This window comes from Pseudomonas sp. W2Oct36 (assembly GCF_041060465.1).
Taxonomy (GTDB): Bacteria; Pseudomonadota; Gammaproteobacteria; order Pseudomonadales; family Pseudomonadaceae; genus Aquipseudomonas; species Aquipseudomonas graminis_B.
On record NZ_JAUERW010000002.1, the window covers coordinates 97,949 to 112,791 of the forward strand.

9 protein-coding genes and 1 pseudogene are annotated in these 14,843 nt (G+C 58.2%); 8 read left to right on the plus strand and 2 right to left on the minus strand.

The window, feature by feature from the left end:
• Positions 1-340 precede the first annotated feature (340 nt).
• The 3 genes and pseudogenes from QWI18_RS03190 to QWI18_RS03200 all read left to right on the plus strand — a co-directional run.
• Positions 341-5,023, plus strand: a pseudogene (locus QWI18_RS03190) (hemagglutinin repeat-containing protein); the annotation flags it as partial.
• Between the two features lie 28 nt (positions 5,024-5,051).
• Complete coding sequence (locus QWI18_RS03195) at positions 5,052-5,471, plus strand: SMI1/KNR4 family protein (protein ID WP_369318198.1); 420 nt, start codon at positions 5,052-5,054, stop codon at positions 5,469-5,471.
• Positions 5,472-5,680: 209 nt separating this feature from the next.
• Positions 5,681-6,997, plus strand: a complete 1,317-nt coding sequence (locus QWI18_RS03200) for a methyl-accepting chemotaxis protein (protein ID WP_369318199.1) — start codon at positions 5,681-5,683, stop codon at positions 6,995-6,997.
• A 368-nt stretch (positions 6,998-7,365) separates the two neighbouring features.
• Here the strand turns inward: QWI18_RS03200 and QWI18_RS03205 are convergent, their stop codons facing one another.
• Positions 7,366-8,298 (minus strand): LysR substrate-binding domain-containing protein, encoded by a 933-nt coding sequence (locus QWI18_RS03205; RefSeq protein ID WP_274605106.1) that lies wholly within the window; start codon positions 8,296-8,298, stop codon positions 7,366-7,368.
• A gap of 178 nt (positions 8,299-8,476) precedes the next feature.
• Positions 8,477-9,400 (minus strand): DMT family transporter, encoded by a 924-nt coding sequence (locus QWI18_RS03210; RefSeq protein WP_369318354.1) that lies wholly within the window; start codon positions 9,398-9,400, stop codon positions 8,477-8,479.
• A gap of 156 nt (positions 9,401-9,556) precedes the next feature.
• Between QWI18_RS03210 and gcvA the strand changes: the two genes are divergently transcribed.
• The 5 genes from gcvA (at position 9,557) to QWI18_RS03235 (ending at position 14,793) form a co-directional block, all read left to right on the plus strand.
• On the plus strand, positions 9,557-10,465 hold the full coding sequence (gcvA, locus tag QWI18_RS03215) for a transcriptional regulator GcvA (RefSeq protein WP_065988075.1): 909 nt from the start codon (positions 9,557-9,559) through the stop codon (positions 10,463-10,465).
• Positions 10,466-10,752: 287 nt separating this feature from the next.
• On the plus strand, positions 10,753-11,196 hold the full coding sequence (locus tag QWI18_RS03220) for a cupin domain-containing protein (RefSeq protein ID WP_065988077.1): 444 nt from the start codon (positions 10,753-10,755) through the stop codon (positions 11,194-11,196).
• Positions 11,196-12,704, plus strand: coding sequence for a methionine--tRNA ligase (locus QWI18_RS03225; protein WP_369318200.1), 1,509 nt, complete (start codon positions 11,196-11,198; stop codon positions 12,702-12,704). The genes QWI18_RS03220 and QWI18_RS03225 overlap by 1 nt, the downstream gene beginning before the upstream one ends.
• Before the next feature lie 20 nt (positions 12,705-12,724).
• Positions 12,725-13,849, plus strand: coding sequence for an NAD(P)/FAD-dependent oxidoreductase (locus tag QWI18_RS03230; RefSeq protein WP_369318201.1), 1,125 nt, complete (start codon positions 12,725-12,727; stop codon positions 13,847-13,849).
• A complete protein-coding gene (locus QWI18_RS03235; protein WP_369318202.1) occupies positions 13,846-14,793 on the plus strand; it encodes an ABC transporter substrate-binding protein in 948 nt (315 codons plus the stop codon). Before QWI18_RS03230 ends, QWI18_RS03235 begins: the two co-directional genes overlap by 4 nt.
• Positions 14,794-14,843: the final 50 nt, after the last annotated feature.

Genomic DNA, 14,843 nt, shown 5'->3' on the forward strand with positions numbered 1-14,843 from the left:
CCCGGGCTATACCTACGTGGGCGCGGGCGCCAAAACCGGTACCGATGCTACAGGCGCCAGCGGCGCTACCGGTTACTCGACCCGCATCACCCTTAACCAGCAATTACCTCCTGACCTGGCCCAGCAGCAGATCAACCCGCTGAGCTTGCCCGGCTTTACCTTGCCCAGCGGGCAGGGCGGCCTTTTCCGCCTCAGCGGTGAAAGCGCCAGCGCGCCTGCCAGCACCGGCCCTCAGGGCTGGACCCTGAGTGGCGGCACCGTTGACCGTGCGCCGGCCAGTGGCCCGATCGTACCTGGCAGCGGCACCTCGGCCGACGGTGTAGTCATCAATCGCGTGCAAGGCCTGCCGGACAGCCAGTTCGTCTCCAACCCGCAGAAATACCTGATCGAAACCAATCCCGCACTGACCAACCTCGGTCAGTTCCTCAGTTCCGATTACCTGCTGTCCAAACTGGGCTACGACCCGGACCAGGCGCAGAAACGCCTGGGTGATGGTTTCTATGAACAACGCCTGATCCAACAGGCCATCATCGCCCGCACCGGCCAGCGCTTCATCGACGGTATTACCAGCGATACAGCGATGTTCCAGTACCTGATGGACAACGCGATCGGCAGCAAGCAGGCGCTTAATCTGTCGGTGGGCGTGAGCCTCACCGCCGAACAGGTCGCCGCCCTGACCCACGACATTGTGTGGATGGAAAACGCCACCGTCGCCGGCCAGCAAGTTTTGGTGCCGGTGCTCTACCTGGCCCAGGCCAACAACCGCCTGGCGCCAAACGGCGCATTGATCACCGGCAGCGATCTCAATCTGGTGTCCGGCACCGACCTCAACAACGTCGGCACCCTGCGCGCGACCAACAACCTCGCCGCCAGCGCCGGGCGCAACATGGTCAACAGCGGCCTCACCGAAGCCGGCAACCGACTCGACCTGCTCGCCGGCAACAGCCTGACCAACCGCGCTGGCGGCATCATCGCCGGGCGCGACGTCAGCGTGGGTGCCATCAACGGTGACGTGCTCAACGAACGCAGCGTAACCAGCCACCAGAGCAGCAGCGGCTACCGCACCGAACGCACCGACTTTGTCGACAACGCCGGGCGCATCGAAGCCGCCAACACCCTGACTCTCCAAGCCGGGCGTGACGTCAACAGCACCGGCGGCGCGCTGAAAAGCGGCGCCGACACCCGCATACAAGCCGGGCGCGACGTAAATCTGGCTACCGCCGAACAGCGCACTGCCAATAGCGTCGGCACTCGCTCACGCAGTAGCAGCGTGGCCCAGTACGGCACCGTTGTGGAGGCGGGGCGAGACTTCCAGGTTGTGGCTGCGCGGGACATCAGTGCGATTGGCAGCCAGTTGAATGCAACGCGTGATCTGGCGATGGTGGCCAATGGGAATTTGAACCTGGCGTCGGCGGCGAATGAACAGCATTCGGCCTCTAATTCCAAGAAGATCACCCAACAGGAAGACCATGTTCAACAAGTGGGCACCTCTTTGGTGGCCGGTGAAAATCTCTCACTGAGTGCAGGCAATGACCTCGCCCTCAGCTCCAGCCGCGCGAGTGCGGGCAAGGAAGCCTACCTTTACGCAGGTAATGATCTGGCGCTGAACGCCGCGCAGAACAGCGACTACAGCTATTACCGGAAAACCAAAACCAGCAGCGGGTTGTTGTCCAGCAGCTCGAAAACGCGTATCGACAGCAGTAACCAGATCAGCCAGCAGGGCTCTTCAGTCAGTGCGGACACCGTCGTCGTACGTGCCGGTCGAGACATCGGCACTGCGGCCAGTGACGTGGTTTCTACCAACGCCACCAGCCTGATTGCCGGGCGCAATGTGGTGATCGACGGCGCGACGGAAACCTTTGAACAAAGCCATTCGTCCTCAACCAAAAAATCAGGCCTGCTGAGCACTGGCGGCATCGGCGTCACGTTGGGCTCAAGCAGCAACAAAAACACGTTCACCAGCAGCACCGAAACCACCCGGGCCAGCAACATCGGCAGTGTGCTGGGCAGCGTGGATGTACAGGCGGGTAAAGACCTGACCATTCGCGGCTCTGACGTGGTTGCCGGTAAAGACATCAGCCTGATTGGGCAAAATGTCAGCGTCCTGGCTTCTGAGAACAACAACCGCAGCGAGCAGACGGCTAAAAGCAAATCCAGCGGTCTGACTCTGGCGTTATCCGGCACCGTGGGTGGCGCAGTGGACGCCGCTTACCAGACCGCCAAGCAAGCCAAGAACGAGGACGACAGCCGCCTCTCGGCGCTGCAAGGTGTTAAAGCAGGGTTGACCGGCGTACAGGCCTGGCAAGCAGCGCAGCAAGACGGCGGAATGACCGGGGACAACGCTGCGCAGTTCGTAGGTATCAGCCTCTCCGTGGGCTCGCAAAAGTCCGAATCCAAACAGACCCAAGAGCAAACCCTTAGCCAGGGCAGCAGCCTGACGGCCGGCAATAATCTCACCATCGTGGCGGACGGTAATGGTACGCCTGGCGACGCGGGTGATATCCATGTTCAAGGCAGCAAGCTTCAGGCTAGCAATGAGATGCAGCTGGCTGCCGCGCGCGATATTCGCCTGGAAGCTGCGGCTAACAATCAAAAGCTCGATGGGAAAAACAACAGCAGCGGGGGAGCGCTTGGCATCAGCCTTGGCGTGGGCTCCGAAGGCGGTGGCCTGAGCGTTTTCGCCAATGCGAACAAGGGCACCGGAAACGAAAAGGGCACCGGCACGACCTGGACAGAAACGACGCTAGATGCGGGCAAGCAGATCAGCTTGGTCAGCGGGCGAGATACCGTCCTCAAAGGTGCTCAGGTCAGTGCATACCAGATTAAAGCCACCGTAGGTCGCGACCTCACGCTGCAAAGTCTGCAAGACACCGATGACTACAAGTCCAAACAGACGGATGTCAGCGGGGGCATCAGCTTCGCAATCATCGGCAGCGGTGGTAGCGCAAACCTGAGCGTCAGCAAAAGCAAGATCGACTCCAACTATAAGAGTGTGCAAGAGCAGACCGGCCTGTTCGGCGGCAAGGGCGGTTACCAGATCGATGCGGGCAACCATACCCAACTTGATGGCAGCGTGATTGCCAGCACTGCGTCGCCGGACAAGAACCGCCTGAGCACGGGCACGCTCGGGTGGAGCGTCCTAAAAAACAAGGCTGACTACACGAGCCAGTTGCAGAGCGCGAGCGTCAGCAGTGGCAGCGATGGCACCAATGCTTTCATCAGCAATATGCCCACCGGCACCTTGATCGCCTTCAACCATGGCGACAGTGCCAGCGGCACGACATCATCGGCCATTTCCAACGGCACCCTCGACATTCGCGACCCTGCCAAACAGCAGCAGGATGTTGCGACGCTAAGCCACGATGTTGAACACGCCAACGACAGCATCAGCCCCATCTTCGATAAGGAGAAAGAGCAGAAGCGCCTGCGGCAGGTGCAGTTGATTGCGGATATTGGCACTCAGACAGTAGACATCGTGCGGACCCAAGGTCAGATCGATGCCGATAAAGAGGCGCGTGCTGAACTTGATAAGCGTGGGGTCAAGGAGCCTGGAAAAGATGCCAAAGAAGAGGAGGTCGAAGCCTACCAAAAACAACTGATTGCCACTGATGCTTATCAACGGATCATGGCTGACTACGGGGTCGGCGGCAATTACCCACGTGTCGCACAGGCGGTGACAGCGGCATTGCAAGGGCTGGTGGGGGGCGATATCGGCTCAGCCATTGCGGGCGCATCGGCGCCTTACCTGGCACAGGTCATCAAGAAATCGACTGGCGATAACACCGCGCTCAATATCATGGCCCATGCCGTATTGGGCGCGGTGGTGGCGCAGGCACAAGGCAATTCTGCGGGAGCGGGGGCTGCGGGAGCTGCGACAGGCGAGCTCATCGCGCGCCAACTCTATCCGGGCACGGCAACGGCGGATCTGACGCAGCAGCAAAAAGAAACGGTCTCAGCGCTGTCGGGCTTGGCGGCAGGGCTGGCTGGGGGGATTGCTGGTGGTGATCTGAGCGGTGCGGTGACGGGGGTGCAGGCGGGGACAAATGCTGTTCAGAACAACTACCTGAGCAAAGCGCAGAAAGCCCAGCGAGATAAGGAGATGGAAGGGTGTCCGAGTGTGGTGTGCAGGACAGGCACTGCTACCAAATGGACAGCGATTGATATCGCCCAGGATGCCGTTTTTACAGCAGGCATAGCCAAAGGTGCTGTTCTGGAGCTAAACGACACCGTTGATGGCATCGTGCGCACGGCGGGTAATCTCACGGAGACTTATACGGCGCTGAAAGCGGTAGTTGAGAGCGGTGGTGTTTGGGACTCGGTCAAGCAGTCGTACGTCGACCGTATCGATCACTTGCAAGCGCAGTATGAGGAGGCCGGGGCCAGTGGTGCATTTGAGGCTGGAGCCGAAACTGGAAGACTGATCAGTGATATGGCTGCGGTTCTTTCAGTCGGTGGTGGCGCGTTGAAGGGGGGGGCCTTGCTGGCGGAAAAAGTTACGGCTAAGGTTGCTGCCAAGGCAGAGCTGGCGGGTGCGAAAGCAACCCCTTCAGGTTTGGTTTCTGGAGAAACTGGCTTTGTAGATACCGGTAAAGCTGCTGCTAACGATGCGGATTTCTGGGGTGCAAAAGCAACTGGAGCTGCGTTAGAGAGCGAGGCGACGGGCTTCTTTGGTCAGCAAAGAAAGTATTGGTCTCAAGAGCCAATACAGTTCAATGGTAATAAAGTTTATCAGAGGAACGATTTGGTTGATCCAAGTAGGGTGGATAGCCAAACTGGTCTTACAAATTTGGATCTCATGAAAAATGGCTTGGCTCCATATGGACCTGATGGCAAGAAGGTCAATCTGCATCATATGTTGCAAACCCAAGACGGTCCAATTGCTGAGGTTAGGCAAAGCTTTCACCAAAAAAACAGTGGTGCTATTCATATAAATTCGGGTTCTGATATTCCTTCGGGAATCAATAGGTCACAGTTTGAGAAGTGGAAAAAAGACTATTGGAGAAGCCGGGCAAACAATTTTTGAATTATGAATTTTAGTGTTGGAGATTGTTATGGATATCGACATAAGAGATGCTGTCGCAGAGCTGAAAAGCGTTCGTATGTCTCTTCCAAATGCACAGCGACTTCCTGATGATGCCTTAATTGTTGCTTATGAGCGTGAACTCGGTATTTCATTTTCGGATGAGTATAAGATTTTTGCCAAGGAGGCAAGTGATAGTATTTTTAATGGCAAGGATGCGCTTCGATTAACCGTGGACAGAAATAGCCCGAGAGAGCTTCTGAACGTTGTTGCAGAGGCTCGAGAGCAGGGTGTTCCAAAATCGTGGCTCCCCATTTGCGAGGATAATGGAAACTACTATTGTCTTCTTGAGGATGGCTCTGTCAGTTACTGGGCGCATGATGGACGCTCCAATGAAAATTGGCCCAATCTTGCTAGTTGGATAAAACATGCATGGATAGATGGTGAATAGCCTTTATAGGAATATTACTAACACCGGCCTTGCGCCGGTGTTTTTGCACCCTATCTGCACCCTTTTTGCCGCCTTCTTGCATCCTATTTGCATCCTATTTGCAGTCAAGTTGCATCCCTTTTGCACCCCCCCTGACGACCTACGCTCTGTGAGGCTCAAGGTTTCCCTCGCCGCGTCGATAGCTTCTCAAGTCAATGCGAGCGCCCCTCATGTTCAATACCCGGTTGAAAAATAGAATCCAGCAATTGGAAAAACAGCTGGGAGCCCTGGAGCAGGTAAAGGCAACTCTGGATCTCGAAACCGTGTCCGTCACTCTGGATGCAGGAGGCGTCATCCTGGAGGTGAATGCTCAGTTCGAGAAAGAGTTGGGATTCACCCAGGCTGAATTGTCCGGGCGTACCCTGCGTGAGTTCAGTCCCTCTGAACTGCAGGGCGACGTCCATCAGCGGCGCGCATTGGATGCAATCGCCGAAGGCAAGCATTACAGCGGTACCTTGCGCCTGTGCAGCCACGACGGTCGACACGTCTGGCTACGAGCAATGGTTATACCTTTCGCGGGTGAGAGTGGGCGTGTCGAACGGATCGTTATGTATTCCAGCGTGCTCACAAGAACCATTGAAGCCTCAAGGGAGAACGAAGCGCTGGTGGGAGCGTTGATGCGCTCCACTGCCGTTATCGAGTTCTCCCTGGACGGAGTCGTGCTGACAGCCAATCAGAATTTTCTGAGCGCTATGGGCTATACGCTTCCCCAAATCCTGGGCAAGCACCACCGAATCTTTTGCGTGCCATCCGACGCTCATTCAGAGGAATACGATCGGTTTTGGCAGACCCTTAGACAGGCATCCTATGTCGCCGGCAGGTTCTGCCGAGTGGATAAATTCGGCAACGAGGTATGGCTGGAGGCTTCCTACAACCCAATCGTGGATGCCAATGGCAAGCTGTACAAAATTGCCAAGTTAGCCACCGTTATTACCGACCAGGTCATCCGCGAGCGCGCTGTCTCCGAGGCAGCCGGCATGGCCCACGGCACCTCGGTTCGAACCAATACCAGCGCACAGCAAGGTCGCGAAGTCATTCAGAACACCGTCACGACCCTCAATACGCTTTCTGCCTTGATGGAGGATGCGGCCCATGGCATCGAAGCACTGGATGCCCAGAGCCAGGAAATCGGCACCATTGTCAAAACCATCGGCAGCATCGCGGACCAGACCAATCTGTTGGCCTTGAACGCGGCGATCGAAGCGGCACGTGCCGGGGAGCAAGGCAGGGGATTCGCTGTGGTCGCCGACGAGGTCAGGAACCTGGCCCTTCGAACCACTAAAGCGACGGCGGAAATCTTCGAGGTCGTGAAAAACAACCAGGTTCTGGCGTCCAGTGCGGTGACCTTGATTGGCAAAAGCAAGCAGCAGGCCGGGGCGGCGCTGGATCTGGCCAGTGAGGCGGACGAGGTGATCAAGGACATTCAGCAAGGTGCCAACAGTGTCGTGGTTGCCGTTGAGCAGTTCTCGGGTCAAGCCGGCCAGTAATGACTCTTGCAATGGGTCGTGTCTGCACGTCTCAATGACCCCCAGTTAATGCGCGATCCAGGTGATCCTTGTGCTCGATGCTCTCAAGCAATCCATAAACGATCTGCATAAGGTCGACCGGCCCAGACTGGAAGATGAGTGTGACGCGCTGCTCACTCGGATCGAGCAGGGACGGACAGAAGGGACTCTGACTGGCGAGCAGGCCACACAGCTGTTCTATGATGTCCGTAACGAACGTTCAAGGTGCTTTCGCAGCGGAAGTCAGCGTCGCATGGGCAACCCCTCGGCCAATGTCCCATCGCGCGACTCAGTGGGCATGAGCCGCATGCTTATTTGAAAGATGTTTTCAAAGGGTTGCTCGAACCGAATCAAGCCACCTGGCCCGCGCTTTCAATCTCCCGCGCATGCCCCTTCGCGGTCTTGCCCGCCTGCTGCACGGCCCACTTCATGAATTCCGCAATCGCCCACTCTTCGCGCCGTTCTTTCGCGCAGTACACGAAATAGTCGAACTTGAGCTCCGCCGTCGCGTTGGTGACTTGCACCAGGCGTTTACTTTGCAGGGCTTCGGAGGCAAAGACGCTGTTGACCAGTGCAATGCCTTGACCCGCACAGGCCGCACTGATCAACAGGGACTCATCGCCATAACTGGAGCCCTGAATCATCTTGCGATTGCTCATGCCGAACGCGTTCATCCAGACCTTCCAGTAGTTGCGCTCGGTGTCCTGCAGCAGCGGGAAGGTCAGGCAATCCTGCGGGCTCTCGATGTTGCGCTGGGTGCTGAGCAGGCGTGGGCTGCACACGGGTATCAGGTAGGACGACCACAAATGCGTGGCGTGGTTTTCGCAACTGGCTGCCGTTTCACGCTGAATGCAGATGTCCACGTGGCCGTGCTTGAGCTCGGAAAGACCATTACAGATCTGAATCGAGATTTCGACGTTGGGGCAGCGCTCCTTGAAGCCGCTCAGTGCCGGGATCAGCCACGAACTTGCGATGGTGGACGTTGTGCTGATGACCAGACGCGTCTGACGTGGCGCCTTGAGTGCAGCGCGCGACCAGGCTTTTTCGATCACGTCGAAAGTGCCGGCGAGTTCGTCAAACAGACTGCGTCCGCAAGGGGTGAGCTGGATGCCCTTGGCGTCTCGCTCGAACAGGCGCCTGCCAATCTGGTCTTCCAGCCCTTTGATCTGCTGACTGATGGCCGCCGGTGACACGCACAGCTGATCCGCTGCACGTTTCATGCTTCCGGCCTTGCACACCTCAACGAACGTGCGGAGGGCTATCAACGGGATCGCTCTGCTCATCCTGCATACCTCGCCGTGAGAGTGCTGCCCGTGCGCCAGGTGACGGAAAAGCGTCTAGAAGTTGCCATCGGATGAATCCCAAAAGGGTGTTTATCACCCGGCATTGGATATTGTCAGGCGCAGCCGGGCCCGGGCGGGTGCATACCCGGCGTGGAAGTCAGTTGTGGATAACGTGTTTTCAGGTGGTTGCGGCGCTGTCCCGAGCGACCGGTACCGGCTTCGGCTTGCTTTGGCTCAGCACGAACCAGACCGCCAGGCAGATGAGGCCGCCGCCGTAAAGGTGTCCCGCAGAAACCTTTTCACCGAGGAACATCACTCCCCACAGGACGCCGAACGGCGGAATGAGGAAGGTGACGGTCAGCGAACGCACCGGGCCGATATCAGCGATCAGACGGAAGTACAGAATGTAAGCGCACGCCGTGCACACGAAACCAACGGCTGCCAGGGACAGCCAAACGGTCGAGTCGCCCCACGTGGCCGGCGGGTTGACCGTCGCGGAGACGGCGAAGAAGGGCAGCAGGAACAGCGTCGCGCCGATCTGGCTGCCGAAGGCTACGAGCTTGGCGTCCAGTCCTCCCCGGTCGCCGATCCACCGACGGGTCATGAATCCTGCGGCGCCATAGCAACTGGTCGCGACCAGGCAAGCGAGTGCGCCCATGACCACCGACGTGGTGAAAGTCACCGGGCCTGTCGTGGTCAGTAACGTTATCCCCAGCAAACCGAGAAACACGCCGACGGCTTTTTTGGGTGTTAGCGAATCATTGAAAAACACAGCGCCAATTAACACGCCCATCAATGGCGTGGTCGCGTTCAGGATGGCGGAATAACCCGCGGGTAATAACAGGGCCGCCATGCTGTACATCAAAAAGGGAATGCCGGAATTGATAATGCCGAGGATCAAGGTGGATTTGAACTTGCCGTTGAACTCATGGCGGGTTCTGAAGATGGTCAGAATAACCATTAACCCGATGGCGCCAAGCAACACCCGAAAGAAGGCGGTCGGCAACGCACCCAGCACCGGGGCGGCAACGCGCATGAAGAGAAAACTGGCGCCCCAGATGGCGGCCAGAACGATCAGTCGAACACAGTCGGACACTTTCATCGTGTTTCCTTTCTTGATCCCTATCACTGATACGCCGACCGAAACGTTGTTGATTGACGCTCGTCGAGTTCGGGTGTGATTATTTGAGCAGTGTCTGAAGTGGGGCTCAAGCGAGCTTTTCTTAAGCACATTAGATTTTCTTAACCGAGGTCAGGCATGAAATTCCCGCCCCTGCACGCGCTGTTGTGTTTTGAAGCGACGGGGCGCCACGCCAGCATGAAAGGCGCGGCCGGTGAGCTGTTTGTGACCCCTGCGGCCATTAGCCAACAGATCGCCAAGCTCGAGAAAGCCGTTGGCGTCACGCTGTTCATCCGCAACACCAAACGCCTGGAGCTGACTGCCGAGGGCAAGATCTACCTGCGGGCCATTCGCCCCGCACTTGGGCAGATATCCGACGCCACCCAGCGTCTGATGAGCGACAACGGCCCCAATACAATCACTGTCAGCTGCACCAGCGGCTTTGCCATGCAGTGGCTGCTGCCCCGCCTGCCTGATTTCCAGGCCATCTGCCCCGGCATCGAGGTGCTGATCAGCACCACAAACAGGCTGGTTGATTTGCTCGGCGACGGCGTTGACTTCGCCGTGCGCCATGGCCTCGGCCGTTATCCCGGTCTGGAAGTGGAGATGCTGATCAACGACCGACTGCAGCCTGTCTGCAGCCCTTCCTTGCTGCCGGACTCCCGGTACCTTTCGTCGCCCATTGACCTGAAAAGCTACACCCTGTTGCACGACGAACACCGCGAAGACTGGGCGTTATGGCTCCGTGCGGTGGGTATCGAAGATGGCGAGGCTGCTGTACACAAAGGTTCGGTGTTCGTGGATTCCAACGGCGTCATCGAGGCTGCGCTGGCGGGAATGGGCATTGCGCTGGTGCGCCGTTCGCTGATTCGAGAAGAGCTGGCGTCCGGCCGATTGGTTGTGCCGTTTCGCGCGACGATCGACACGCCGATTGCCTATTACCTGGTTTACGACGAGACAGCCATTCTCCCCAAGTCCAGCAAGCAGTTTCGTGACTGGCTAGTGTCCCAGGCCACCGTCAGTCAGCGTGAATTCACCACGCGATAGTTTGCGTTCACGTTCCCCGACTCAGTGTTGATTAGTTATCAGGGCAGTTAAGTCCTGCTTCAGTGTCCGTGGGTGATACACCCATACGGGTAAAACTGATCAACGTGTTGATTATAAAAACAATTAAGCCGAGACCCGTTAAGTCAGACTTAACCGCTGATTGCGGATTTCTAGTTTGCCCCGCCACTCACTTTTCTTCAGTTTATTCCTTAGCTAATACGCGCCCGTCAGCTCAGTCTGGCGCCGATAAAACAGCGAGCAGGATGCTCCGGCTGAAGGAAAACCCCATGACTGATTTCGATATTTTTCGTCCCATGGCGTGGGACAAACTGGTTCATGAATATGACCTGGATGGCGCAAGGCTGCTGCCGTGGAATGGCTATCCGACGCCCATCGGCGGCGGCTGGTGTGTCGTGCGGCCCCACACCAAATCCTTGTCCCACACGCAGATAGACCAGGAATTCTTTATCGGCATCAAAGGGACCGCACAGTTGATCGTCGGGGATCGAACGTACCCGTTCACCATGGGCGACATTGCTGCCATTCCCAAACACACCGATCACTATGTATTCAACGACACTGACGAAGACTTCCACTTCTACGTCGTATGGTGGGATCGCGAATCCGCCAATCGCTTCCTCGATGAAGACGCCCGGCAGGCCGTGGCCGCCAATGAGTTCGCCCTGCACAAAGCGACGGTTCATGACGTGTCCGATCAGAGGGCGTCGTGATGGGCAAGTTGCTGGTTACGATCACGCCGCCGACCCCCAATGGTGATTTACACATTGGTCATATGGCGGGGCCTTTTCTGGCAGCGGACATCTATACCCGGGCCCAACGCCAACGCGGTCACGATTGCACCCTCGTCTCATACTCCGATGACTATCAATCCTACATGCTGCGGCGAGGAATCGAGCTGGACCAGGCGCCTCAAACACTGGCGCTGGAGAACACTGACAAGATCAACGACACGCTTGAGAAGATGGGCATCCAGGTGGATTTCTGGATGCGCCCGTTCGGCAACAGTTACTTCAAGAACGCCGTGGAGGAGATGTACGAGTACGCGGTGAAGGCGGGGGCCATATACAAAAAAGTCAGCCCGGAACCTTATTGCGAGCACTGTGATAAGTGGGGCTACGAAGCCTTCGGGCGGGGCAATTGTGATCACTGTGGCTCGGACTCGGATGCCAGCCAGTGCGAAGAATGCGCCCATACCCCCAATGCCTCGAAGATGAGTAACTTCCGCTGCAAATTATGCGCGGCGCCTATGCTCTGGCGGCCGATAGAGCGTGAGTTTCTGGCGCTGTCGAACTTCCGTAACCACCTCAAAAGCACATTCGAACATGCGCCGCTGCGGCCTTTCATTCGCCGCTTTCTGGAGGAAGAATTCGACATCGGCCCGGCGGACTGGGGCATAACCCGTCCCTACGACGGCGGACTGGATCTCAAGCCCGATGGCAGCCGGCGCATACACACCTGGGTCATGGGCCTGTCCGGTTACCTGGCGGCCTTCCGCGAATACCTCAATGAACACAAGCTTGCGCCGTGGGAGTACGACGAATACTGCCGCTCCGGCAAAGGCCGGCTGGTGCACTTTCTGGGTTACGACTGCGCCTTTAGCCACATGATGGTTTACCCCTCGTTGCTGCAGACCATGCACGGCTATCGCCTGCGCCAGACCTTCTACACCAACCAGTTTCTGACCTTGAACGGCAAGAACCTTTCCACCAGTCGCAACTATGCGATCTGGGCGCGGGATCTGGTGGCAGACGCCTGCACCGACAGCGCGCGCTTCTATCTGGCGTTGATCGCGCCGGAGCAGGACACGGATGATTTCGATGTCGAGAGGTTCTCCGCCTGGCGTGAGCAAACCTTCAACGAGGTGCTGGTCAAGCTGGCCGCCCAGGCCGAGCGCGAACGGGTGGACGGCGACAGCCTGAAAGTCAGTGCGGCGGACGCGGCGGCCCTCAAGATTCTGGTGGCGCGCTGGTTCGAAGCGACGTCGGTGGATCACTTCAGCATGAAGGGCCTCGCGGTGCTGCTGTCGGACATCATCAACGCCGCCCGTGATCGGCAGACCCTCGGCAAGCGGATTCTGCCGTACATGGCCCTGATCGGTGCCATCGGCGCACCCGTGTTCCCGGACTTGGCGAAACAGATCCTGCGCTATTGCCGCTTTACTGAAAACGAAGTCCTGCAGCAGCTGGTGTATGTCAGTGCGGTCGAGTACGAAATTTGACCGAAGGACGGGCGACGACGATGAAAACTTCATTTGATGTGATCGTGATCGGAGCCGGCATCATGGGCGCTTCGATCGCAGCGGCACTGGTTGAAAGCGGCCTCGATGTGGCGCTGATGGAGAAAGGCATCGCTGGCGCCCAAGGCGCAACGCGGGACACGGGCGGCATCGTTCGCGGTCTGGAGCTAGACGCCACGTTGCGTCCCTTGACTCGCCGCGGATCACTTTACGGCAATCCAGGCATTGTCCACGCTGTCTACGAAAGCGCACTCAACCGCAGTGGTGTCGCTTACATCGCCAGCGCTGAAGTATGCGGGCAATACCTCGAAGCGGTGGACAGCGAAGGCTCCGAAAGCATTGAGCTGCACGCCTCTGTCGATGCACTGGATAACGCGCGTTTTTCATCTTTTTGTGTCGGCGAATGCCTGCTTATCGAACGCAATGGCGGCACGGTCGATGCCCGCGTCACAGTGTCGACTCTATGCCGCTATGTCAGTGAAAAAGCGACGTACCTCGATCACCTGGCCGTCGACCGCTGCGTCGAACTGGACGGCTATGTTCAGGTTCATGCTGGCAAGCTGTGTCTGGAAGCGACGTGGGTCGTCGATGCCTGCGGCGCCAGCGGCCCGATGCCCCGGCCGCATAACGCCGTGCACGCGCGGACGATTCCGTTCACGCGCTTCGGCTGCGACCAGGCCCCGAGCATGCCGATCATTGCTCACCACCTGAATACCTACCTGCTGCCGCTGGGGCGCAATCTCGTGCAAGTGGGCGGCCAGCGGCGCCAGCGCGCAGAACATGCGGATCAGCTGAACATGGCGCCGCTGGACAACGAGCAAGACGTCATGGACCGAGTGTCTCGTCTCGGCTACGACCGGCGCTACAGTCTACCGGTGGTCACGCAGGTGGGCTGGGACGCGTACACCGAAGACGGCCGCCCCGTGATCGGCCGTTTCAGCGCCAAGAGCCACCTGTTTCTCGCCACCGGGTTTTGCGGCATCGGCTTCAAAATGGCACCGAATGTTGCCGAGCTGCTGGCGCTCGAGCTGGGTGGTTTGATGTCCGGTGTGTCGATGGACGAGGCTTACCGATCGGTCATGGAAGCGTTCCGCCCTTCGCGGTTCGCCGAGGTGGCGTTGTCATGATGCGCCTGGGTATCTGCGCGGCACTCGACGTTGGCACCACGCTGCACGCGCGCGGTTTCTTGCGTAGCGTGTACCTGTCCAGCCACCTGTTCCCCCATGTGCGACGCGCGCGACATTTTTACTTTGATGACGGCGCGAGCGCGGAGGGCGGCCGTGCGGCGGCAAGGCATTTCATCGACGCGAAGGTGGATGCTGTGATTGGTCACTTCGCCTCGGACTCTGCCGCCGCTGCGGCAGAAAGTTATGCACAGGCCGGCATTCCGTTGATTTTGCCAGCATCCACCTGTGCAGCGTTGACCGGGTTTGGGAAAACCACGTTTCGCCTTTGCGCCTCTGATCGACTCTTGGCAACGCGCCTGATCGAATTCGCCGAATCTGAAGGGCTGCGCCGCCTCGCTGTGTTCACTGATCCGAGCCTGCACGGGCGCCAGCAGATGCACGAACTTCACGCAGCGGCGACGTTATCCACAGTCGATCTGGTGGGCGATGTGAATAATGCCGATGCCCTGGTTTTCTGCGGGCGATTGAAAGCAAGCCGGCTGTTCCTTGTGGATAACCGTGCTGCTGGCTGTGGATTGCCGATCTTCTTCACCGACGATGCCGCGTCTCCTGCGCTGGTGGATGGAATGGCGCAAACCGGCACGGTGTACGTCATCAGCTTTCCGATCGCGGGCGACCTGGCCGAGGCGCAGTCATTCGATGCGACTTATCAACAGATCTACTTCGAACAGGCGCCGGTATACGCCGTCGAGACGCTTGCAGCGTTTGCCCTGGTGGACCGAGCCGCCGCTGATGAGCGCGGACTGCTGAACGCACTGCGTCTTGATCACTTTGCCACTCCTGCCGGCCCGGTCAGTTTCAGCGACGGGGAGAACGATTACGCCCGGGTGTCGCTGTGGGTCTACACCGACGAGCACGTCCATGAGCGGCGGCTGCTGTGTTGAAGCGTCCTGCCCAAAAGCTCGCCACATCTTTTGCAACTTTCAGGAAGAAT

Excerpts from the sequence above, each read along its gene's own strand:
- gcvA (WP_065988075.1), top strand. The coding sequence starts at position 9,557 with ATGAAATTCCCGCCCCTGCACGCGCTGTTGTGTTTTGAAGCGACGGGG.
- QWI18_RS03230 (WP_369318201.1), top strand. The coding sequence starts at position 12,725 with ATGAAAACTTCATTTGATGTGATCGTGATCGGAGCCGGCATCATGGGC.
- QWI18_RS03225 (WP_369318200.1), top strand. The coding sequence starts at position 11,196 with ATGGGCAAGTTGCTGGTTACGATCACGCCGCCGACCCCCAATGGTGAT.
- QWI18_RS03195 (WP_369318198.1), top strand. The coding sequence starts at position 5,052 with ATGGATATCGACATAAGAGATGCTGTCGCAGAGCTGAAAAGCGTTCGT.
- QWI18_RS03205 (WP_274605106.1), bottom strand. The coding sequence starts at position 8,298 with ATGAGCAGAGCGATCCCGTTGATAGCCCTCCGCACGTTCGTTGAGGTG.
- QWI18_RS03210 (WP_369318354.1), bottom strand. The coding sequence starts at position 9,400 with ATGAAAGTGTCCGACTGTGTTCGACTGATCGTTCTGGCCGCCATCTGG.
- QWI18_RS03235 (WP_369318202.1), top strand. The coding sequence starts at position 13,846 with ATGATGCGCCTGGGTATCTGCGCGGCACTCGACGTTGGCACCACGCTG.
- QWI18_RS03220 (WP_065988077.1), top strand. The coding sequence starts at position 10,753 with ATGACTGATTTCGATATTTTTCGTCCCATGGCGTGGGACAAACTGGTT.
- QWI18_RS03200 (WP_369318199.1), top strand. The coding sequence starts at position 5,681 with ATGTTCAATACCCGGTTGAAAAATAGAATCCAGCAATTGGAAAAACAG.